This window comes from Amycolatopsis sp. CA-161197 (assembly GCF_050942255.1).
Taxonomy (GTDB): domain Bacteria; phylum Actinomycetota; class Actinomycetes; order Mycobacteriales; family Pseudonocardiaceae; genus Amycolatopsis.
On record NZ_CP192059.1, the window covers coordinates 7,429,902 to 7,450,268 of the forward strand.

At 71.6% G+C, this 20,367-nt stretch carries 17 protein-coding genes; 6 read left to right on the forward strand and 11 right to left on the reverse strand.

What is annotated here, in order from left to right; all coding sequences use genetic code 11:
- Positions 1–43: 43 nt before the first annotated feature.
- Entirely contained in the window at positions 44–898 is an 855-nt protein-coding gene (locus ACQPXB_RS35000; RefSeq protein WP_432845872.1) for an alpha/beta fold hydrolase, read from the reverse strand.
- On the reverse strand, positions 895–1,680 hold the full coding sequence (locus tag ACQPXB_RS35005) for an alpha/beta fold hydrolase (protein ID WP_432845873.1): 786 nt from the start codon (positions 1,678–1,680) through the stop codon (positions 895–897). Before ACQPXB_RS35005 ends, ACQPXB_RS35000 begins: the two co-directional genes overlap by 4 nt.
- A gap of 109 nt (positions 1,681–1,789) precedes the next feature.
- On the opposite strand from ACQPXB_RS35005, the gene ACQPXB_RS35010 reads away from it, so the two are divergent.
- Complete coding sequence (locus tag ACQPXB_RS35010) at positions 1,790–2,674, forward strand: LysR family transcriptional regulator (RefSeq protein WP_432845874.1); 885 nt, start codon at positions 1,790–1,792, stop codon at positions 2,672–2,674.
- A gap of 254 nt (positions 2,675–2,928) precedes the next feature.
- Here ACQPXB_RS35010 and ACQPXB_RS35015 read toward each other — a convergent pair whose 3' ends face one another.
- Positions 2,929–5,562 carry a valine--tRNA ligase gene (locus ACQPXB_RS35015; protein WP_432845875.1) on the reverse strand — a complete coding sequence of 878 codons (2,634 nt, stop codon included), beginning with the start codon at positions 5,560–5,562 and terminating at the stop codon, positions 2,929–2,931.
- Positions 5,563–5,622: 60 nt separating this feature from the next.
- On the opposite strand from ACQPXB_RS35015, the gene ACQPXB_RS35020 reads away from it, so the two are divergent.
- Positions 5,623–5,931 carry a hypothetical protein gene (locus ACQPXB_RS35020; RefSeq protein ID WP_366583899.1) on the forward strand — a complete coding sequence of 103 codons (309 nt, stop codon included), beginning with the start codon at positions 5,623–5,625 and terminating at the stop codon, positions 5,929–5,931.
- 16 nt (positions 5,932–5,947) lie between these two features.
- Here ACQPXB_RS35020 and ACQPXB_RS35025 read toward each other — a convergent pair whose 3' ends face one another.
- On the reverse strand, positions 5,948–9,184 hold the full coding sequence (locus ACQPXB_RS35025) for a bifunctional cytochrome P450/NADPH--P450 reductase (RefSeq protein WP_432845876.1): 3,237 nt from the start codon (positions 9,182–9,184) through the stop codon (positions 5,948–5,950).
- 5 nt (positions 9,185–9,189) lie between these two features.
- Entirely contained in the window at positions 9,190–9,975 is a 786-nt protein-coding gene (locus ACQPXB_RS35030) for a hypothetical protein (RefSeq protein WP_386955977.1), read from the reverse strand.
- Between the two features lie 331 nt (positions 9,976–10,306).
- On the opposite strand from ACQPXB_RS35030, the gene ACQPXB_RS35035 reads away from it, so the two are divergent.
- From ACQPXB_RS35035 to ACQPXB_RS35045, 3 genes are all read left to right on the forward strand, one after another.
- On the forward strand, positions 10,307–10,744 hold the full coding sequence (locus ACQPXB_RS35035) for a MarR family winged helix-turn-helix transcriptional regulator (protein ID WP_386955976.1): 438 nt from the start codon (positions 10,307–10,309) through the stop codon (positions 10,742–10,744).
- A gap of 172 nt (positions 10,745–10,916) precedes the next feature.
- Positions 10,917–12,251 carry an MFS transporter gene (locus ACQPXB_RS35040; protein WP_432856912.1) on the forward strand — a complete coding sequence of 445 codons (1,335 nt, stop codon included), beginning with the start codon at positions 10,917–10,919 and terminating at the stop codon, positions 12,249–12,251.
- A gap of 64 nt (positions 12,252–12,315) precedes the next feature.
- Entirely contained in the window at positions 12,316–14,628 is a 2,313-nt protein-coding gene (locus ACQPXB_RS35045) for an FdhF/YdeP family oxidoreductase (RefSeq protein WP_366583902.1), read from the forward strand.
- Positions 14,629–14,641: 13 nt separating this feature from the next.
- Here ACQPXB_RS35045 and ACQPXB_RS35050 read toward each other — a convergent pair whose 3' ends face one another.
- The 4 genes from ACQPXB_RS35050 to ACQPXB_RS35065 form a co-directional block, all read right to left on the reverse strand.
- Positions 14,642–15,040, reverse strand: coding sequence for a VanZ family protein (locus ACQPXB_RS35050; RefSeq protein ID WP_432845877.1), 399 nt, complete (start codon positions 15,038–15,040; stop codon positions 14,642–14,644).
- Between the two features lie 108 nt (positions 15,041–15,148).
- Positions 15,149–16,594 (reverse strand): LCP family protein, encoded by a 1,446-nt coding sequence (locus tag ACQPXB_RS35055; RefSeq protein WP_386955974.1) that lies wholly within the window; start codon positions 16,592–16,594, stop codon positions 15,149–15,151.
- A 55-nt stretch (positions 16,595–16,649) separates the two neighbouring features.
- Positions 16,650–17,393 (reverse strand): SDR family NAD(P)-dependent oxidoreductase, encoded by a 744-nt coding sequence (locus tag ACQPXB_RS35060; protein ID WP_432845878.1) that lies wholly within the window; start codon positions 17,391–17,393, stop codon positions 16,650–16,652.
- Positions 17,390–17,806 carry a VOC family protein gene (locus ACQPXB_RS35065; RefSeq protein WP_285973836.1) on the reverse strand — a complete coding sequence of 139 codons (417 nt, stop codon included), beginning with the start codon at positions 17,804–17,806 and terminating at the stop codon, positions 17,390–17,392. Before ACQPXB_RS35065 ends, ACQPXB_RS35060 begins: the two co-directional genes overlap by 4 nt.
- 69 nt (positions 17,807–17,875) lie before the next feature.
- On the opposite strand from ACQPXB_RS35065, the gene ACQPXB_RS35070 reads away from it, so the two are divergent.
- A complete protein-coding gene (locus tag ACQPXB_RS35070; RefSeq protein WP_386955971.1) occupies positions 17,876–18,538 on the forward strand; it encodes a GntR family transcriptional regulator in 663 nt (220 codons plus the stop codon).
- Here ACQPXB_RS35070 and ACQPXB_RS35075 read toward each other — a convergent pair.
- Together ACQPXB_RS35075 and ACQPXB_RS35080 are read right to left on the reverse strand one after the other, a co-directional pair.
- The gene (locus ACQPXB_RS35075) at positions 18,535–19,800 is read right to left on the reverse strand and encodes an MFS transporter (RefSeq protein WP_432845879.1); all 1,266 of its coding nucleotides are present in this window, start codon (positions 19,798–19,800) and stop codon (positions 18,535–18,537) included. The genes ACQPXB_RS35070 and ACQPXB_RS35075 overlap by 4 nt on opposite strands.
- The gene (locus ACQPXB_RS35080) at positions 19,797–20,327 is read right to left on the reverse strand and encodes an ArsR/SmtB family transcription factor (protein ID WP_386955968.1); all 531 of its coding nucleotides are present in this window, start codon (positions 20,325–20,327) and stop codon (positions 19,797–19,799) included. The genes ACQPXB_RS35075 and ACQPXB_RS35080 overlap by 4 nt, the downstream gene beginning before the upstream one ends.
- Between the last annotated feature and the right edge of the window lie 40 nt (positions 20,328–20,367).

Consider the following 20,367-nt stretch of genomic DNA (forward strand, 5'->3'; position numbering starts at 1 on the left):
CGACAACCGGCGCAGCCAGGACCGGGCCGGCACCCACCCCCAGTCAAGTGCCGGCCCGGCCCGCCTCGGCCCGGATCTCCTCGGCCCGGATCTCCTCGGCCCGGATCTCCTCCGCCTGCCGCACGAAGTCCAGGAGCACCTTCGCGAACTCCCCCGGCAGCTCGGCCGGCGCACCGTGCCCGGCCGGCAGCTCGACGTGGCTCGCGTGCGGGATCGCCGCCAGCAGTTCCTGTTGCTGCGCCGCCTCGATCAACCGGTCGTACGCGCTGGAGAGCACCAGCGTCGGCGCCGTGATCGAGCCCAGCACCGGCCGGAGGTCGACGCCGCGGTCGGCCCCGATCTGCCGCGCCGCCCCGGGCTGGATCACCAGCTGCGCCACCAGGTCCTCGTTGGCCGCCGGGGTGGTCGTGGCCCAGTAGCCGGGCCCGAATGCCATCAGCGGCAGCATCCGCGCGAACACGTCGGCGCCGTGGTCGAGCAACTCGAGCCAGTGGCGGAACTCCGCGTCCTGCCGCGTGCCGGTCTTCGGCCAGGCGGCGTGGAGCACGGCGGACCGCACGCGCGCCGGGTGCGTGCCCGCCAGGTGCGCCGCCACCACGGCACCGAGCGAATGGCCGGCGACGTGGAACGTGGTGAACCCCGCGTCGTCCGCCGCGGCCAGCGCTTCGGCGGCGAGATCCGCGATCGAGATCGGGCCGCCGTGGTCGACGGTGCCGCCGGAGCCGGAGAAATCAGGCGCGACGACCGTGAACGACTTCCGCGCGAGCTCGACCACCGGCGCCCACTGTTCGTGCGACGCGGCCGTGCCGTGCAGCAGCAGGAGCGCGGGACCGGATCCGGTCACGGCGTAGTGGACCTCGGCGGCTCCGCCGGTCAGCGTCACGGGAACCACGGTCACGCCGCCACGCGCAGACTCGCGAGCACGTCGCACAGCACCGCGGTGAACGCGACGGGGTCCTCCTGGTGCGGCAGATGCCCGCAGCCGGCGACCACGTGCACGCTCGCCCCGGGTGTGAGCGCGGCGCAGGTGCGCGCCACGTCCACCGGGATCTGGACGTCGAGCTCGCCGTGGACGTACGCGATCGGCACGATCAGCTCCGGCAGCCGCGGGCGCGGGTCCCACGTCGCCGACTCGCCGATGAGCGGGTCGAGGTAGCCGGAGGAGTCGACGATCTGGCGGATCGTCCAGTCGACGAGCGCCGCGCTCGCGGCGGGCGCGTACCAGTCCGGCACCCAGCTCGCGACCAAACCGGGCCGGTCGGCCAGCAGCGCCGCGGTGACCTCGTCGACCTTGTCGCGCATGCCCTCCGACGGCCAGTACCCCGGGCCGTCCACCGCGACGACGCCGCCGACCAGGTCGGGCCGAGTCAGCGCGAGCTCGGTGCCGAACACCGCGCCCATCGACGAACCCACCACGGCGGGCTTCTCCAGCCCGAGCGCCGTGATCACCTCGACGAGGTCGGCCACGTTGCCGGCGATCGTGTTGCCGGCCGCCGGGCGGTCGGAGCGCCCGCACCCGCGCCAGTCGAGCGTGACCACGCGGTGGTCACGGATCAGGTCGGGCAGCTGGGCTTGCCAGACGCGGCCGCTCGTGCCCCAGCCGTGCAGCAGGAGCACGGCCGGGCCGTCGCCCTCGTCCTCGTAGTAGAGCCGCGCGCCCCGGACCTCGACGAATGCCATCGGATCTTCCTCTCTTCCGTTCGCCTTCGAGCCAACCGCGACGGCGAGCGGCGACCAACGGCCAGACCGCTCGTAGACTCATCACGAACGCTGATGAATGGGGCCGGGGATGGAGCTGCGTCAGCTGAGGTACTTCGTGGTCGTCGCCGAGGAGCTGCACTTCGGGCGCGCGGCCGAGCGGCTCCGCATCGTGCAGCCGGCGGTCAGCCAGCAGGTGCGCCGGCTGGAGCGTTCACTCGGCGCGGAGCTGTTCGAGCGGACCACGCGCACCGTGTCGTTGACCGAGGCGGGCGCGCGGTTCCTGCCGCACGCGCGCGCCGTGCTCGCCGCCGCCGACCGCGCGGCCGACGCCGTGGCCGACTTCCGCGCCGAACGCGCCCGCCTCGTGCGCCTCGGCACCAGCGACGGCCTCGGCGACCGGCTCGACGGCTTCCTCGCCGCGTTCACCCGCCTCGCCCCGGACGCCCAGCTGGAACTCGTGCACGCCCCCACCCCGGCCCGCCTCCGGCAGATCCGCGACGGCGCCCTCGACGCCGCCTTCCTCCGCGGCGACTGGCCCGCCGACGGCCTCGACTTGACTCCCTTGTGGACGGACGAGGTCCTCATCGCACTCCCCGCGGCGCACCCCCTGGCTTCCTCGGCGGTCGTCGACTTCGCCGACCTGGCACCGCTGCCACTGCGCCTGAGCTCCCCCGAACGCAACCGTCCACTCCACGACCTCGTGCTGGCGTCCTGCCGCGAAGCCGGCTTCGAACCGGTGCTGGGCAAGGAGTTCACGAACGCCCAGGACACCCTCGGCACGCTCGGCCTGGGCCGTCCCCAGTGGACGGTCTTCTACCGCGCCCACGCCAACCTGCTGCCCGTGCCGGGCGTCGCCTTCCGCCCCCTGCGCAACCCGACGCCGGTGATGCCCACCTACCTCGCCACCTCCGCCGACCGCCGGCTGCGGCCGGAAGTCCTGGCGCTCATCGAGGCGGGCCGCGAACTCGGCTGACGTCGAGGCGACTCGACGCCTGGGTTTCGGCGCACGGCTGCGTACCCCAGGGCCGCATCGCGCAACGGCGACCTCCCCGCACCGACCGCCCCACCTCACCAACGCGGGCCACCCACCTCAGCCCGCCGCCACGTCCGCCGACCGCCGGCTGCGGCCGGAAGTCCTGGCGCTCATCGAGGCGGGCCGCGAACTCGGCTGAAACGCGAAGTGGCGCCCGGCGCGAGAAGCACCGGACGCCACCTTCAAGCCGAACCTCACGAAGCCGGCAACGCCGCCAGCCGCGCCTCGATGCGCTCGATGTCCGCCGCGGCGGTGGCCCGGCGGGTCTTGATCTTCTCGATGACCTGCTCGGGCGCCTTGGCGATGAAGGACTCGTTGCCCAGCTTGCCCTCGGTCTGTGCGAGCTCCTTCTGCGCCACGCCCAGGTCCTTCTGCAGGCGCTTGCGCTCGGCGGCGACGTCGATGGTGCCGGACAGGTCCAGCTCCACCACGGCCACGCCGCCGGCGAGGGCGACCTCCAGGGAGGCGCTCGCCGAGAACTCCTCGGTGACCGGCGTCAGGCGCACGAGTGAGCGGATGGCGTCGTCGTGGCCGGAGACCTCGGTGAAGCCCGCGCCGGACAGGCGGGCGGCGACCTTCTGCCCCGGCTTGAGGCCCTGGTCGGCGCGGAAGCGGCGGATCTCGGTGACGAGCTTCTGCACGTCGGCGATCCGGGCGTCCGCCACGGCGTCGGCGTAGCCGGCCGGCGCGGTGGGCCAGGCGGCGATCACCAGCGACTCGCCGCCGGTCAGCGCCGTCCACAGCTTCTCGGTGATGAACGGGATGAACGGGTGCAGCAGCCGCAGCACCGTGTCCAGCACGTGGCCGAGCACCGAGCGGGTCGCCGCGATCCGTGAGGAATCCCCTTGGTACAGCTGGACCTTCGCGAGCTCGAGGTACCAGTCGCACAGCTCGTTCCAGGTGAACTGGTACAGCGCGCCCGCGACCTTCGCGAACTGGAACTCCTCGAACAGGCCGTCCACTTCGGACACCAGGGCGCCGAGGCGGCCGAGGATCCAGCGGTCGGCCTCGGTCAGCTCCGCCGCGGCGGGCAGCGGAGCCGAGACCGAAGCCCCGTTCATCATCGCGAACTTGCTGGCGTTCCACAGCTTCGTGCAGAAGTTGCGCGAGCCCGCGGCCCACTCGTCGGCCAGCGCCATGTCGGTGCCCGGGTTGGCGCCGCGCGCGAGGGTGAAGCGGGTGGCGTCGGCGCCGTAGGCGTCCATCCACTCGAGCGGGTCGATCACGTTGCCGCGCGACTTCGACATCTTCTTGCCGTTCGCGTCGCGGATCAGCCCGTGCAGGTACACGTGATCGAACGGCTGCACGCCGTCCATCTCCTGCACCCCGAACATCATCATGCGCACGACCCAGAAGAACAGGATGTCGTAGCCCGTGGACAGCACGCTGGTCGGGTAGAACTTCGCCAGATCGTCGGTCTGCGCCGGCCAGCCCATGGTCGACATCGGCCACAGGCCCGACGAGAACCACGTGTCCAGCACGTCCGGGTCCTGCGTCCAGCCTTCGCCCGACGGCGGCTGCTCGTCCGGGCCCACGCACACGACCTGGTCGTCGGGGCCGTACCAGACCGGGATCCGGTGCCCCCACCACAGCTGGCGCGAGATCGTCCAGTCGTGCATGTTGTCGACCCAGTCGAAGTACCGCTTCTCCAGCTCGACCGGGTGGATCTTCGTGCGGCCGTCGCGCACCGCGTCGCCCGCGGCGCGGGCCAGCTCCTCGACCTTCACCCACCACTGCAGCGAAAGCCGCGGCTCCACCACGGTGTCGCACCGCGAGCAGTGGCCGACCGCGTGCACGTACGGCCGCTTCTCCGCCACGATCCGGCCCTGCTCGCGCAGCGCCGCCACGATCGCGGGCCGCGCCTCGAACCGGTCGAGCCCCTCGAACGGGCCCGGCGCGGTGATCTCGGCGCGCTCGTTCATGATCGTGAGCATCGGCAGGTCGTGCCGGCGGCCGATCTCGAAGTCGTTCGGGTCGTGCGCCGGGGTCACCTTCACGGCACCGGTCCCGAACTCCGGGTCCACGTGCTTGTCGGCGACGATCGGGATCTTGCGGCCGGTCAGCGGCAGCTCGACCTCGGTGCCCACCAGGTGCGCGTAGCGCTCGTCGTCCGGGTGCACGGCCACGGCGGTGTCGCCCAGCATCGTCTCGGCGCGGGTCGTGGCCACCACGATGGCGTTGTCGCCCTCGCCGTAGCGGATCGACACGAGCTCGCCGTCGTCGTCGTGGTGGTCGACCTCGATGTCCGACAGCGCGGTCTGGCACCGCGGGCACCAGTTGATGATGCGCTCGGCGCGGTAGATGAGGCCGGCGTCGAAGAAGTTCTTGAACACCGTCTGGACGGCCTTCGACAGGTTCTCGTCCATGGTGAAGCGCTCGCGCGACCAGTCGACGCCGTCGCCGAGGCGCTTCATCTGGCCGAGGATCTTGCCGCCGTACTCGGCCTTCCACTCCCAGACGCGCTCGACGAACTTCTCCCGGCCCAGGTCGTGGCGCGAAAGGCCCTCGCCGGCGAGCTGGCGCTCGACGACGTTCTGCGTCGCGATGCCCGCGTGGTCCATGCCCGGCAGCCACAGCACCTCGTAGCCCTGCATGCGACGGCGGCGGCTCATCGCGTCCATCAGGGTGTGGTTGAGCGCGTGGCCCATGTGCAGGCTGCCGGTGACGTTCGGTGGCGGCAGTACGATCGAGAACGGCGGCTTCTCCGACGAAGCGTCGGCCGTGAAGTACCCGGCCGCTACCCAGCGGTCGTACATGGGTGCTTCTTCGGCGGCCGGGTCCCAGGCACCCGGAAGGTCGGTTTTCTGCTGCGGAGCGTTCTCGGTCACAATGGACAAGTCTACGAACCCGCTTCGGCGGGGTTGCTCAGGGGGAAAGGCGGTGCACGGATGACGCGACCGGAAGATCCGGACGACCGGATGGAGACGCACCCGGACCTCGTCGATCCGAACTGGCGCAAGCACGCCGAGCTCGACGCTTGGCTGGGTGCCAAGAAGGAGATGAAGAAGCGCCGCAAGCGCGAACGGCGCTCCGGTGTCTCCGCGGGCTACGGCTACACATCGGCGCCGAGCCGCTGGCCGGGCGTGCTGGCGCTGACGATCCTCGTGCTGCTCATCGTCGGCGCGATCGTCGTCCACCAGATCCAGGGCGTCGGCGTGAACGAGAGCTCGGTCCTGGAGCTCTTCGGCCTGTCGTAGCCCTCCCGGGCGGCGCTCAGCCGCCGCCCCAGATGTCCTCGACGTACCGGTTCGAGGCGCGAAGCCCGGCCAGCCAGGCCTGTGCGTCCGCCTCGCCGGTGCCCGTCTTGTCGGCGAACAACCCGGTGAAGGCCGCTCGGACGCCGGGCGCCATCGTGTTCGCGTTGCCGCACACGAACACCGCCGCGCCGGCCTGCAGCAGCCGCCACACCTCGTCGCCCGAGGCCGTGATCTCGTGCTGGACGTACTTGCGCCCGTCGACCGGGGAGCGGGAGAACACGACGTGCAGCTCGGCGACCCCTTGCCGGTCGTATTCGCGCAGCTCGTCGGCATACAGGAAGTCCAGGTCCGCGCCGCGGCAGCCGAAGAACAGCAACGACTCGGCGATCGGCACGCCCTGCGCGCGCAGCGCCGCACGCTCCTGCAGGAACCCGCGGAACGGGGCGAGCCCGGTCCCGGCCCCGACCATGATCATCGGGGTGTGCGGGTTGTCCGGCGGCCGGAACTCGATGGTCGGGCGCCGCACGAAGACGAACACCGTGCTGCCGTCGGGGCTGCCCGCCAGGTAGTTGGAGCAGACACCCGAGAACGTGGTGTCGCCGCCACCGCGCACGGGGGCGCGCAGCACGCCGGTGGTGATGCTGGCGACCTTCGCGTCGGTGAGCGGCGAGGACGAGATCGAGTAGTAGCGCGGCCGCAGCGGAGGCAGCAGGTCGAGGTAGACGCCGAACGGCACCGCGCAGGCGGGGAACTCCTCCAGCAGGTCCAGCAATGACCGGCGGGGAGTGAAGACCCGCTCCTGGTAGCGGGCCTGGGACGCCTCGTCGTCCCCGGCGAGCGACTCGAGCCCGGCGCGCTGCGCGGGGTCCTCGGTGTAGCCGGCGAGCACCTCGATGCCGGCCCGGGTGGCCACGTCCTGCAGCTCGACGCAGCTCGCGAGGATGCCGAGCAGCGGTGCGGGCTCGTCGACGGGAAGGTGGGTGTGGTCTCCGCTGTGGGGGATGATCGTCGCGTACATGCCCCCGTCGAGCTCGAAGCGCAGCATCACCCGGCGGATGAGGTCGAGGTGGTTGCGCGGCAGCACCCCGAGGTGGTCCCCGGCGCGGAAGTCGGCGCCCTCGGGCAGCGCCACTTCGATGTGCTTCGTGGACCGCCCACCGTCGGACGGGTACAGCTCGCGGTTCGCCCGCACCAGGGCCGGCTGCGCCTGGTACGACATGATCACCGGGTTGTTCAGCTGGCGGTTGACCAGCGAGATCGACAGCCGGGGGCCGGTGGTGGCCGGCTCGGCCGCGCTCTCGGGCAGGCCGGCGCTCGCGGCCACGTCGGCCCAGAGCCCGTGGTGCCAGGTGCGGTACTGGGCGTCGAAGTCGCCGTTCGCGTTGCCCTCGCCCCGGGCGTGCAGCCGGGTGGCGCCGTGCGCGGCCAGCTCGGTGTCGATCAGCTTCGGCACGGCTTGGTAGGTCGCCGCCCATTCGGTGTTGCCGCAGCCGAACACGGTGTAGGACAGCCCGGCGGCGGCGTCCTTCGCGGTGCCGGGCCGGCGCAGCCAGTCGCAGAACTTGCCGGCGTTGTCCGGCGGCGTGCCGTTGTAGGACGACGTGACGATCACGGCCAGGCCCGGGGACGGCAGCGCGTCCGTGACGTCGTCGAGCGCGCTGAGGGTCACGGCGTAGCCGCGCTCGGTCCCCTCGCGGGCGAGCCGTGTCGCGAGGCCTTCCGCGGTCCCGAGGTTCGAGCCGTAGGCGACCAGCAGCGGGGTCTTGTGCGCGTCCGGCGGGAGCGCGACGCGCGGGGCGGGCGCCGCGGAGACGGATTTCGCCGGCGCTACGGGGGCGCCGCCGGGCCGGGTCAGGACGAACCCGGGGCGCGGGCGCACCCGGATGTGCATCTCGTCGGGCTTGATGGTCAGCGTCGTCTTGGTCTTCAGCTGGTAGTTCAGGTGGTCGACGAAGTCGAAGCGCTGGATCAGCATGCCGAGCACGAGCACGGCCTCCTGCAGGGCGAACTGCCGGCCGATGCAGGCCCGCTGCCCGGTGCCGAAGGGCTTGTACACGTTGGGTGAGAGCGCCGCGAGCCGTTCCGGGGCCATGTGGTCGGGGTCGAACTCCTCCGCGTCGTCGCCCCACACACTGGGGTCGCGGTGCAGCATCGGCGTGAGCACGGTCAGTGGGAGGCCGTGCTCGACCAGGTACCGGTCGCCGATCACGGTCTCCTCGAACGGCGTGCGCGTGAACCCGGGCGCGGTCGGCCACAGCCGCAGGGCCTCGCTGAGCACCTGCCGGACGTAGATCAGCTTGTGGATCTGCTCGTAGGTGGGCTCGGCGCCGGTGCCGAACACCTCGTCGACCTCGGCGCGGGCGCGCGCGAGCACCTCGGGGTTCTTGAGCAGGTAGTAGATCGCGAACGACAGCAGGCCGCTCGTGGTCTCGTGGCCGGCGATGAGGAACGTGATGCACTGGGCGCGGATGTTTTCGTCGGGCAGCCGCTCGCCGCTCTGTTTGTCGACCCCGTTGATCATCTGGCCGAGCAGGTCGTCCTTCTTGCCGGCCTCGCCCTCGGCGCGGCGTTCGGCGATGAGCTTGTCGACCAGGTCGTTCATGAACGCCTGGTCCTCCTCCAGCTGCCGCTGCGCGTGGATCCGCAGCCGGGTCTGGATGGGCAGCCGGCGGGCGCGGGCCTGCGACTCGGTGAGCGTGCGGATCATCGCCGCGACGAACGGGTGCTGGGTGTCGCGGTAGAAGGAGTTGAACCGGTACCCGAACCCGCAGAGCGCGATGGTGTCCAGCGTCAGCCGGGTCATGTCGGCCGGCACGTCCACGTCCTCGTCCGGGTTCAGCCGCTCCCACTTGTCGACGAGCTGGCCCGCGATGTCCAGCATCATCGGCACGTAATCGCGCATGGACTGCAGGCTGAAGGGCTTCATCAGGATGTTGTGCGCGCGGTGCCACAGCGGATCGTCCGTCTCGGCCGTGAACAGGCCGGTCGAGGTCGCCGTGCGCCGCACGTTCGCGAGGCCGCCGCTGACCACCTTGTCGAAGCGCGCGTCGTCGCAGATCTCCTCGACCAGCGAGGCGCCGGACACGATCAGCCGCACGCCGCCGGGTGTGGTCAGCCGGAAGATCGGGCCGTACTCCCGGGCCATGTTCATCATGCTCTCGAAGGGGCTGTGGGCGTCGATGTCGAAGGCGTTGCCGACGATGGGCAGCGCGCGCGGGCCGGGGATCTCGTCGACGGGGGTCCTGGTGGTCATGGCGTTCACTCCTTGGAGAGGTGCCCTTCGGCCGGCGACGGCACGGCGCCGGCCCGGCTCGGCTGAGAGGTCCGTGCCTTGGCCTGGTGGGCCCGGACCACCGCCACGACGCCGACGACGAAGACCCAGCCGGGGAAGATGAGCGCGAAGACCGGGTGGAAGGTCCAGCTCAGCAGCACCGTCGCGGCGCAGAGGTAGCCGAACCACACCAGCGGGCGCGCCAGCACGCCGGCGGAGTTGAGCAGCGTCGTCGTGGTGATCATGTACATGCCGGCGACCCGGGCACCGAAGACGAACACGAGCCCGTAACCGGCCGCGCTCAGGGCTCGCGCCACGTACACGGGCGGTAGCGGCGCCACCGAGAACTGCTTCAGCAGGGCGATCGCCCCGGCCAGCGCCATCCCCGAGAACAGCAGGATGACGAACGCCACCCCGGAGGCCAGCTGCAGCGCCCGCGGTATTTCCCGGTTCTGCGCGGCAGGGAGGCTCGCGATGAATTCACGCGTGGCCATCATGTGCCACAGGAACACGATGCCCGCGAACGGCACGATGTACACGCCGGCGGTCACCAAGGCACTGGAACCGCCGTCGGCGTAGAAATTCGCGTACCGGCTGTCCGGCACGGCCAGTCCCGGCGCCCGGTGCACCAGGATCAGCGCGACGGTGAACAGCACCGCGAAGAGGATCCCCGACCAGCCCGCGACCAGCGCGTACCCGGGCCCGCGTCCGATCTCGGCGGCAGCCCGCGCGTCCGCCCGGCTGTGCCGGCGGTTCCGGATCCAAGCAGGCATCGGTGCCTCCCGCCACGCCATTTTCCGAAAATGGCGCGCATGTCAGCCGGCTCAAAAAAATGGTGCCGTGGTGCAGCGCGAATCCTCATCGTCCTGCCCGGATGAAGGGGTGTCAACAAGCGATGATTGCACCGGAAAAGACGTGAAAAAACGGAGAAGAACCAGTTCTCCGCTCGTCGAAAAAGCCGATACCGCTTCCGGCGTGGCGTTCGTTCACTTCGTTCCGAGCCCTCGCACTCCGCCCGGCCGCGGAGACCTCCGTCACCGGGTGTGGCCAAGGTCGCCCCGCCGCAGGATGCACAGGCCAGACTACACAGCCTAAACTGTGGATATGGCCACCGTACCCGCTCCCGTCGCCGAATCCGCAGGCTGGCTGCGCGGCGTCGTCGCGCAGCTGCACCGCCGGCTGCGGCAGGTCGACAACGCCGACAGCCTCACGCCCTCGCAGTCGGCGGCGCTCAACCGCCTCTACCGCGAAGGCCCGGCGACACAGGGTGAGCTCGCCGCCGCCGAGCACGTGCGGCAGCAGTCGATGGCCACCACGCTCTCGGCGCTCGACGCGCTCGGGTACCTCGCCCGCTCGCGCGACCCCGCCGACGGCCGCCGCACCGTGCTGTCGGTGTCCGAGCTCGGCGCGAAGACCGTGCAGGGCATCCGCCAGCACCGCGACGAGTGGCTCGCCCACGCCCTGGCGGCCGAGCTCACCGCCGAGGAGCTGGAGACGGTGCGCCGGGCCCTGCCCCTGCTGCAACGCGTCGCCGAACACTGATCATCCAGCCGGCCCGGCGCCGCCGCCGGGACCGGAACGCCGACGTCAGCGCGGACGCCGTGGAGGACACCCGACCATTCCCCGACATCTCCAGGACGAAGGAGCCGTGACGACCACCGCAACGCCCCGAAAGGCACCGGCGAGCTTCGGTGCCAAACTCGTCACCCCGCTGGTGGCGAGCGCGGTGCTGAACCCCATCAACTCCACCCTCATCGCCGTCGCGCTCGTGCCGATCGGGCAGAGCTTCGGCGCCGGGCCCGGCAAGACGGCCTGGCTGATCTCCGCGCTCTACCTCGCCACCGCCGTCGGCCAGCCCGTGGTCGGCCTGCTGGTCGACCGCTACGGCGCGCGGCGCGTGCTGCTCAGCGGCGCGTCCGTGGTGATCGTCGCCGGGATCGCCGGCATGATCCCGTTCTCCGTCGAGTGGCTCACCGGCGTGCGCGCGGTGCTCGGCATCGGCACCTGTGCCGGCTTCCCCGCCGCGATGGCCGTGCTGCGCAAACGCGCCGACGCGCTGGGCCAGGGTGTGCCCGCGCGGGTGCTGTCGCTGCTCTCGCTGTCGTCGCAGACGATCATGGTCATCGGCCCGACGCTCGGCGGCGTGCTGATCACGCTCTTCGGCTGGCCGGCCATCTTCGCCGTGAACATCCCGCTCGCGGGCGCGTCGCTGCTGCTGGCGATCTTCTGGGTCCCGAAGGACGCGCCGGTGCGCGACGAAGGCACGAAACCGAAGCCGATCGGCGTGCTCGGCATCGCGTTGTTCTCGCTCTCGCTGCTGGTGCTGCTGTGCTACCTGATGGCGCCGGGCATCGGCGACCTGTGGCTGCTCGCGGCGGCCGTCGCCGTCGGCGCGGCGTTCGTGTGGGTGGAGCTGCACACGCGGGTGCCGTTCATCGACCTGCGGATGCTCGTGGCCAACACCCCGATCCTGCGCACCTACCTGCGCCAGGCCCTGAGCTTCATGGTGATCTACGCGATCATGTTCGGCTACGTGCAGTGGCTCGAGGAAGGCCGGGGCTTCAGCGACGCGATCGCGGGGGCGCTGCTGCTGCCGATGTCGGTCGTGGCCGTGTGCGCGGCGGCGTTCTCGGGCCGCGCGACGGGGATCCGCGCGCGGCTGGTGGTGGTCGCCGTGGCGCTGCTGGCCGGTTCGGTCGCGCTGCTGTTCGTCGGCGACACGACGTGGCTGGTCGGGCTGCTGGCCCTGGTCGCGGTGTTCGGGCTGGCCCAGGGCCTCACGAGCGTCGCGAACCAGACCACGCTCTACCGCGAGTCGCCCGCCGAGACCATGGGCACCGCGAGCGGCCTGTTCCGCACGGCCCAGTACCTCGGCGCGATCGTGGCCTCCACCGTGATCGCCCAGTGCTACGGCGTGCACGCCGATTCGGCCGGCCTGCACCACCTCGGCATGGTGCTCGTGGTGATCAGCGCGGTGCTGCTGGTCGTGACGGTCGCCGACCGCGGGCTGAAGCTCGCCGAACGCCGGGAGCGGGCTCACCGGGCGTGAATTGTCGACGTGAAATGCGCTACCCGGTGTTGGACTGTCGATCATCGAGGCGGACGATGGAGCCATGCACCGTGATGCGCCGAAGCACGACGTGGACGAAGCCGACCTGAAGGTGGGCAAGCCGAAGAGCTACGCGGCCGGCATTCCCGGCGTCGCCGTTTCTCTCCGGCGAGGCGTCGAGCAAATGGGTCCCACGCGCACCGCCCTCACGCTGCGCTTGCTCAACCAGCGCGCGGGCTTCGACTGCCCGGGCTGCGCGTGGCCCGAGCCGCGTCAGGCCGACGGCGAGAAGCGCAAGCTGGCGGAGTTCTGCGAGAACGGTGCGAAGGCCGTCGCGGAGGAAGCCACCCGCCGCCGCGTGGACCGCGAGTTCTTCGCCGGCCACGCGGTCGCCGACCTGCAGGACAAGACGGACTACTGGCTGGGCCAGCAGGGCCGGATCACCGAGCCGTTCGTGCTGCGCGAGGGCGCCACGCACTACGAGCCGATCTCGTGGGACGCCGCGTTCGACCTCGTCGCGGCCGAGCTCAACGGGCTGGCCAGCCCGCACGAGGCCGTGTTCTACACCTCGGGCCGCACCAGCAACGAGGCCGCGTTCCTCTATCAGCTGCTCGTGCGCTCCTACGGCACCAACAACCTGCCGGACTGCTCGAACATGTGCCACGAGTCGTCGGGCTCGGCGCTGTCCACCGGGATCGGCATCGGCAAGGGCTCGGTGTCGCTCGCGGACATCCACGACGCCGACCTGATCGTGGTCGTCGGGCAGAACCCGGGCACCAACCACCCGCGCATGCTCTCCGCGCTGGAGACGGCGAAGGGCAAGGGCGCCAAGGTCGTGGCCGTGAACCCGCTCCCCGAGGCCGGGCTGATGCGGTTCAAGAACCCGCAGAACGTGCGCGGGGTCGTCGGCGAGGGCACCCCGCTCGCCGACGAGTTCGCGCAGATCCGCCTCGGCGGCGACCTCGCGCTGTTCCAGGCCGTGGGCCACCTGCTGCTGCAGTGGGAGGAAGAGGCGCCGGGCACGATCGTCGACCAGGACTTCGTGAACTCCTCGACCTACGGGTTCGAGGACTGGGCGAAGAACCTGCGCGAGCTCGACTGGGCCGAGACGGAGACCGCCACCGGCCTGCAGCGGGCGCAGATCGAGCACGTCGCGCGGATGATCGCCACGTCCGAGCGCACGATCTACTGCTGGGCCATGGGGCTCACGCAGCACAAGCACGCGGTGCCCACGATCTCCGAGATCACGAACCTCGCGCTGGCGCGGGGCATGATCGGCAAGCCGGGCGCGGGCCTGTGCCCGGTGCGCGGCCACTCGAACGTGCAAGGCGACCGCACCATGGGTGTCTGGGAGAAGATGCCCGAGCCGTTCATGGACGCGCTCGACCGCGAGTTCGGCATCACCGTGCCGCGCGAGCACGGCTGGGACACCGTCGACGCGATCCGCGGGATGCGCGACGGCCGCGGCAAGGTCTTCTTCGCGATGGGCGGCAACTTCGCCGCCGCGACACCCGACTCCGAGCTCACGGCGAAGGCGTTGAGCTCGTGCTCGCTCACCGTGCACGTGTCGACGAAGCTCAACCGTTCGCACGTGGTCCACGGCACCACCGCGCTGATCCTGCCGACGATGGGCCGCACCGAGCGTGACGTGCAGGAGTCGGGCCCGCAGTTCGTGACCGTCGAGGACTCGATGTCGCAGGTGCACGCCTCGCGCGGCCGCGTGAAGCCGGCTTCGGAGCACCTGATCTCCGAGGTGGCCATCATCTGCCGGCTGGCCGAGCGCCTGCTGGGCGCGGACCACGCCGTGCCGTGGCGCTCGTTCGAGAAGGACTACGACCTGATCCGCGACCGGATCGCGGCCGTGGTCCCGGGCTGCCACGACTACAACCGCCGCGTGCGCGAGCCCGACGGGTTCACGCTACCGCACGCCCCGCGCGACTCCCGCGAGTTCACCGGCACGGCCACCGGCAAGGGCACGTTCACCGTGTCGGAGCTGGAGTATCCGCAGGTGCCGGAAGGCCGGCTGCTGCTGCAGACGATGCGCAGCCACGACCAGTACAACACCACCATCTACGGCCTGTCCGACCGCTACCGCGGCATCGAGGACGGCCGGCGCGTGGTGTTCGTCCACCCCGAAGACCTGGCCGAGCTCGGCATCGCCGACGGCGAGATCGTGGACCTGGTCTCGGAGTGGCGTGACGGCGACCGCCGGGCGCCGCGCTTCCGCGCGGTGTCCTACCCGACGGCCCGCGGCTGCGCGGCGGCCTACTTCCCGGAGGCCAACGCGCTGGTGCCGCTGGACTCCGTCGCGGAGAAGTCCAACACGCCGGTGTCGAAGGCGGTCGTGGTCCGGCTGGAGCCGCACCACCACTCGTGACGCTTCGGTCCGGTCACGCGGGGGTTTTCCGGCGTGACCGGACCACGGCGGCCAGCAGCACGCCGAGTGCCGCGCCGAGGGTGTTGAGCAGGACGTCGTCGACATCGGCACTGCGGCCCACGAAGTACTGGACGATCTCAATCACTACCGAGAACCCGGCCAGCGCCGCGATCACGGCGGCTTTCCGGCGCGTGGCCACAGTCGCCAGGAAGCCGAGCGGCACGAAGAGCGCGATGTTGCCGGCGTTGTTGATCAGCCCGAGGCGACCGTTGGCGTTGCGGGCCTCGTCGACGATCCCGGCGAGCGGCACGAGGTTGACGTTCTCCGGCGGGCTGAGGTGCCCGGGGCGGAGCGTGAGAGCGAGCACCACCAGAACGGCGGCGGCGAGCAGCCAGCGGGCCCAAGATCGCATCGGTCCAGTCAACCAGCTCCGCCCACGCGGCCGTCGCCCCGCCACGCCGACCGGCGCCGGCGACGATCGCCCTCGCCCGGTCGGCCGGCGCCGGAGACGAGTGCGCCGTCAGTTCACGCAGTTCTCCCCGGCGCCCGTGATCGGTGCGTCCCCTGCCCCGGCAGCAGCTCCTCCGCCCGTGTCCCCACTGCCCGTGCCGCCGCCCGACGACGTGCCCGGTCCGGCGTAGACCTGGCCGAGCGTCACCTCGATGTGGCCGGCCGGCACGTCGGCGGACTCGGCGGTGGCGAGGCCCCCCAGGAGCTCCGCCACCGCCTTGCCCTGGGTGGCCAGCGCGGCGCCGTACCGGACCAGTGAGGTGCGGCGCGCGGCGGCGTTGCCGGTGGTGCCGGGTGCGAAACCCTTGTCCTTCAACACGTCCGAGACGCGCTGGGCCAGACCACTCGCGTCGCCTGCGTTGGCCACGTCCACCACCACACCCGAAGGTGCTTGCGGTTTCGAGGAAGTCGGCGGCGCACCGATCAGGCTCGCCGCGAACTGCTTGACCTGCGCGGGATCCACCTGCACCGCCGTCGCGCGCGGGTCGCTCTTGCTGTAGCGGTAGTCCGGGTTCACGATCGGGACCGTCGAGAACTGGATGCCGCCGCCGGAGATCCCCCGCATCTGGCCGACGAAGTCGAGCAGGTTCCAGGAGTCGTCGAGGACCACGGACTTCTTCACGGCATCGATGAGATCGCTGACCTTGCCCGGGTTCGAGAGCGTGCCCGCCGAAAGGACCTGGTGCGCCAGCGAAGCGAGGAACACCTGCTGACGGACCACGCGGTCGATGTCGCCGCGGGGCAGCGGCTTGCGCTCGCGCACGAAAGCGAGCGCGGCGGCGCCGGAGATCTTCTGCGGCCCGGCCGGGAAGTTCGCGCCGGAATCGCGGTCGGACGACGCCTGCTTCAGGCACACCTCGACGCCGCCGACGGCGTTGCTGATGTCGTAGAAGCTCAGCAGGTTCACCTCGGCGAAGTGGTCGATCGTCACACCCGTGAGGTCCTCGACCACCTGCCGCGTGGCGCGCCGCCCGGCCGTGAGCGACTCCTGCTCGATCTTGTCCTTGTCGGTCTCGCCCGCGGCGCGCAGTTTCTCGGCCTCGGCGTTCTTCGCGCGGCCGAATGCGGCGTTGATCTTGCCCTTCTGGCCGCCCGGCAGGGTCACGTAGGAGTCGCGCGGGATCGAGAACGCCTTCACCGTCTGCGTGCCGTTCGGGATCCGCAGCACGATCAGGGTGTCGGTGAGGTCGTCGCCGTTGGGCCCGGCCCGCAGTTCACGCAGGACGTCCGCCGGGAGCGGGTTGCCCTTCTCGTCGGTCCGCGAGTCGCGGCCGACCAACAGGATGTCGAGCGACCCGTCGGCCGGCTGTTCACCGGGTCGGGGCTGCTTGCCGGCGTCGATCACGCTGCTGCGCGTGACGTCGTCGAGTGAGCTCAGCGTCGAGTAGCCGTAGGCCGTGCCGGCGAACACCACCAGCGCCAGCGTCGAGACGACGATCTTCCCTGCGATCCGCACGCCCTACCGACGCATTCGTGCCGCCGCCTGCTGCACGCGTGACCCAGTTCACACCTCAGCGCAGGTAGGAAGCGCCGTTCAGGTCGAGGATCGCGCCCGAGGCCCAGGTCGCCTCGACCGACGCCAGGTACACCACCGCGTTGGCGATCTCCTCCGGCTCCGCCACCCGGCCGAACGGGCTCTGGGCCCGCACGGCGTCGGTGATCCGGTGCGCGACGCGTTCGGTCGCGGTGAACCCGGGTGCCACCGAGGTCACCGAGATCCCGTGCGGCGCCAGCTCGACCGCGAGCGACTGGCCGAGCGCGTGCAGCGCGGCCTTGCTCGCGCCGTACGCGGGGTGCTCGGGTTCGCCGCGGAACGCGCCGCGCGAGCCGACGTTCACGATCCGCCCCGGCGCCTTGCGCGCGATGAGGTGGCGGGCGACGTGGAAGGACAGGTTGGCTGCGCCCATCAGGTTGACGTCCAGCGTGCGCCGCCAGACGTCCTGCCAGTGTGCGTAGCCGACGGTCGCGACGGGTGTGGACGTCTCGGGGGTCGTGCCGACGGCCGCGTTGTTCACGAGCACGTCGACGCCGCCGAGCAGCTCCTCGGCCGTGTCCGCGATCCGTTGCGCCGCTTGGGGATCGCCGAGGTCGCCGCCGACGAGCACGTGCCCCTCGCCCGCGAGTGCGGCGAGCGTCTCCTCGGCTGCTTCGGCGTTCGATCCATAGTGGACGGCCACCCGGTCACCCCGGGCGGCGAAGGCGTGGGCGATCGCGCGGCCGATGCCGCGGGAGCCGCCGGTGACGAGGACGTTCACTTCGCGAACAGCTGCGCTTCGTCGCGGAACGCCTTGAACTCCAGGGCGTTGCCGGCCGGGTCGTGCAGGAACATCGTCCACTGCTCCCCCGGCTCGCCCGCGAAGCGCTGGTACGGCTCGATCACGAACTCCGTGCCGGCGCCGCGCAGGCGGCCGGCGAGCTCGTGGAAGGAGTCGACGTCGAGGACCAGGCCGAAGTGCGGCACGGGCACGTCGTGGCCGTCCACGGGGTTGCGGCCGGCCTCGGCTTTCGCGCCGGGCACCACGTGCGTGACCACCTGGTGGCCGCGGAAGTCCCAGTCCACCCACGCGTCCGACGACCGGCCCTCCGCCAGGCCGAGCACGCCGCCGTAGAACGCGCGGGCGCGGGCGAGGTCGTCGACCGGGATGGCGAGGTGGAACGCGGGGCGCATGGGCTCTCCTTCGGCTCACGGTGGCTCCCCCACCTTGAAGTGCTCATGTCCGAATGTCAACATTGACCGATGGAGCCCCTGCAGAAGGCCGCCCGGCGCGGCCTCGCCGAGGAAGCGGCCGACCGCGTGCGCGACGCGATCTTCGCCGGCCACTTCCCGCCCGGCGCGCCCCTGCGCGAGGTCGAGCTCGCCGCGGCGCTGGAGGTCAGCCGCGGCTCGGTCCGCGAGGGCCTCGCCCTGCTCACCCGCGAGGGCCTCGTCCGCGGCGGCTGGCACCGCCCGACCACGGTCGTCGAGGTGACCGCGGTGGACGTCGAGGAGGTGTACTCCGTGCGGGCCGCGCTCGACCGCCTGGCCGCGGTCACGGCTCGCACGCGGTCCACTGTGGACGATCTGGCCGCCCTGGACGACCTCGTCACGGCCCTGTCGTCCGCGGTCTCGTCCGGCGCGGACGGCCCGCAGTTGCTGGCGTTGGACATCTCGTTCCACGACCGCGTCTACGCGGCCGCAGGCAACCGTCGCCTGACGGAGGCGTGGGAGGCGGTGCGTTCGCAGGTGTTCCTGTTCCAGCTGCAGCGCGTGTCGCTGGGCGGCTCGCAGTACCGCTCCCACGTCGTCGCCGAACACCGCGAACTGGCGGCCCTGATCCGGGGCGGCGACGCGGCCGAGCTGGACCGCGTCGCCGCCGACCACGTGGACTCCGCGCGGCGCCGGCTGCTGGCGGAGCTCTAACCGTCCACTCTGGACTCCAGCGCGGCTTTCACCGTGGCGTTGCTGGTCATGCTCATCGTCACCACGGTCATCGTCAGCAGAACCGCCGCGGCGGCGAAGTACGGGGTGCGCAGGCCCGCCGCCGAGGCGAGCCAGCCGCCCAGGAGCGCGCCGAGGGGGCCGGCCGACAGGGCGACCAGACGGGAGGCCGCGGCGACCCGGCCCATGAGCCGGCCCGGGACGATCGCCTGGCGCAGCGACCAGCCGAGCACCATGGTGGTGGCCATGGCGCAGCCGCAGAGGGCGAACATGGCGCCGGCGAGCCACGGGTTGCCCGCGAGTCCGAAGACGAGGATGGACGCGCCCTCCACGACGGCCGTCAGGGTGAGCGCCGTGCCCGTGCCGAGGAGTTTCTCGAGCGGTCCCGCCACGACCATCGCGCCCAGCAACCCGCCGACGGCGTCGGCGGCGAGCAGGAAGCCGTAGCCGACCGCGGACAGGCCCAGCGTGTCCTGCGCGAACAGCACCAGCACCGCGCCCACCGCGCCGAACGCCAGGTTGCCGACCGCCGGCCGCAACGCCAGCCCGAGCAGCAGCCGATCCCGGACGACGTACCCGAACCCCTCCCGCGCGTCCGCCCACACGCCGCGGCCCTCGACCCGCTCGGGCACCGGCGCCGGCGGCAACGTCCGGATCAGCAGCGCACTCGCCACGAACGACACGGCGTCCACCAGGAACGGCATCGTCCGCGCCAGCGAGAACAGGAAGCTGCCCACCGGCGGCCCCGCGAACTGCCCGGCCGCCGTCGACGCACCCCGCAGCCGCCCGTTGGCGCGGCGCAGCAACGTCTGGTCGCGCCCGAGCAGGTCCGGCAGGTAGGCCTGCGAGGCCACGTCGAAGAACAGCTCCCCCACGCCCAGCAGGAACGCCAGCGCCAGCAACGCCGGGATCCCCAGCGCCCCGACGGCCCCCGCCACCACCGCGAGGGCCAGCAACAACGCCTGCCACAGATCCGCGACCCACATCGTCCGCCGCCGGTCCCACCGGTCCACCAGCGCGCCCGCCACCAGCCCCACCACCAGGTGCGGCAAGACCATCGCCACCGACACCAGGCTGATCACCACGGGATCCTTGCTCAACGCCACCGCGAACAACGGCAGCGCCGCCGCATACGCCCCGTCCCCCAACGCCGACACCGTCGCCGCTCCCCACAGCCGCGCGAAGGCGGGCGGCATCTTGGGCGCCGCACCCGAGCGGCGGAGAACACGCACCATCACGCTCATCGCGCCGCCCCCTCGCCGGGCCGGAAGAACGCCACCGCGACCGTCGCGGCGGGTTCGTCCGGTTCGCGGGCCGCCTGCATCTCGTCGAGCAGCGCGCCCAGGCGGCGCTCGAACTCCGCGTAGCGGGACTCCCCCAGGCGCAGGTGCGCCATGCGCACGTACCGCGCCCCCTCCGGGGCGGTGGCCAGGTCGTCGATCGCGTGCTGCAGCAACACGTCCCGCTGGCCGGGTGCCGGGTCGGGCAGCACCACGGACTTCGCGACCATGCCGTAGTAGCGCTCCACCACGCCACGCACCTTGCGCGTCCGGACGACGTGGATCAGACCGGCGCGTTCCAGCACCCGGACGTGATAGCTCGAGCTCCCTTTCGCGAGGTCCAGGCGCGCGGCGATCTGCGTGATCGTCGCGGGCCCGTCGCGCAGCACGGCGAGCACGCGGTGGCGCACCAGGTTGTTCACCGCGCGCAGTTGTTGAGTGGTCCGCACCTCGACGCTGTCGGAGGGCGGAACGTAGTCGTCCCCAGTCACGAGGAGCAATGGTCAACGACTCTTGACCATTTGTCCAGTG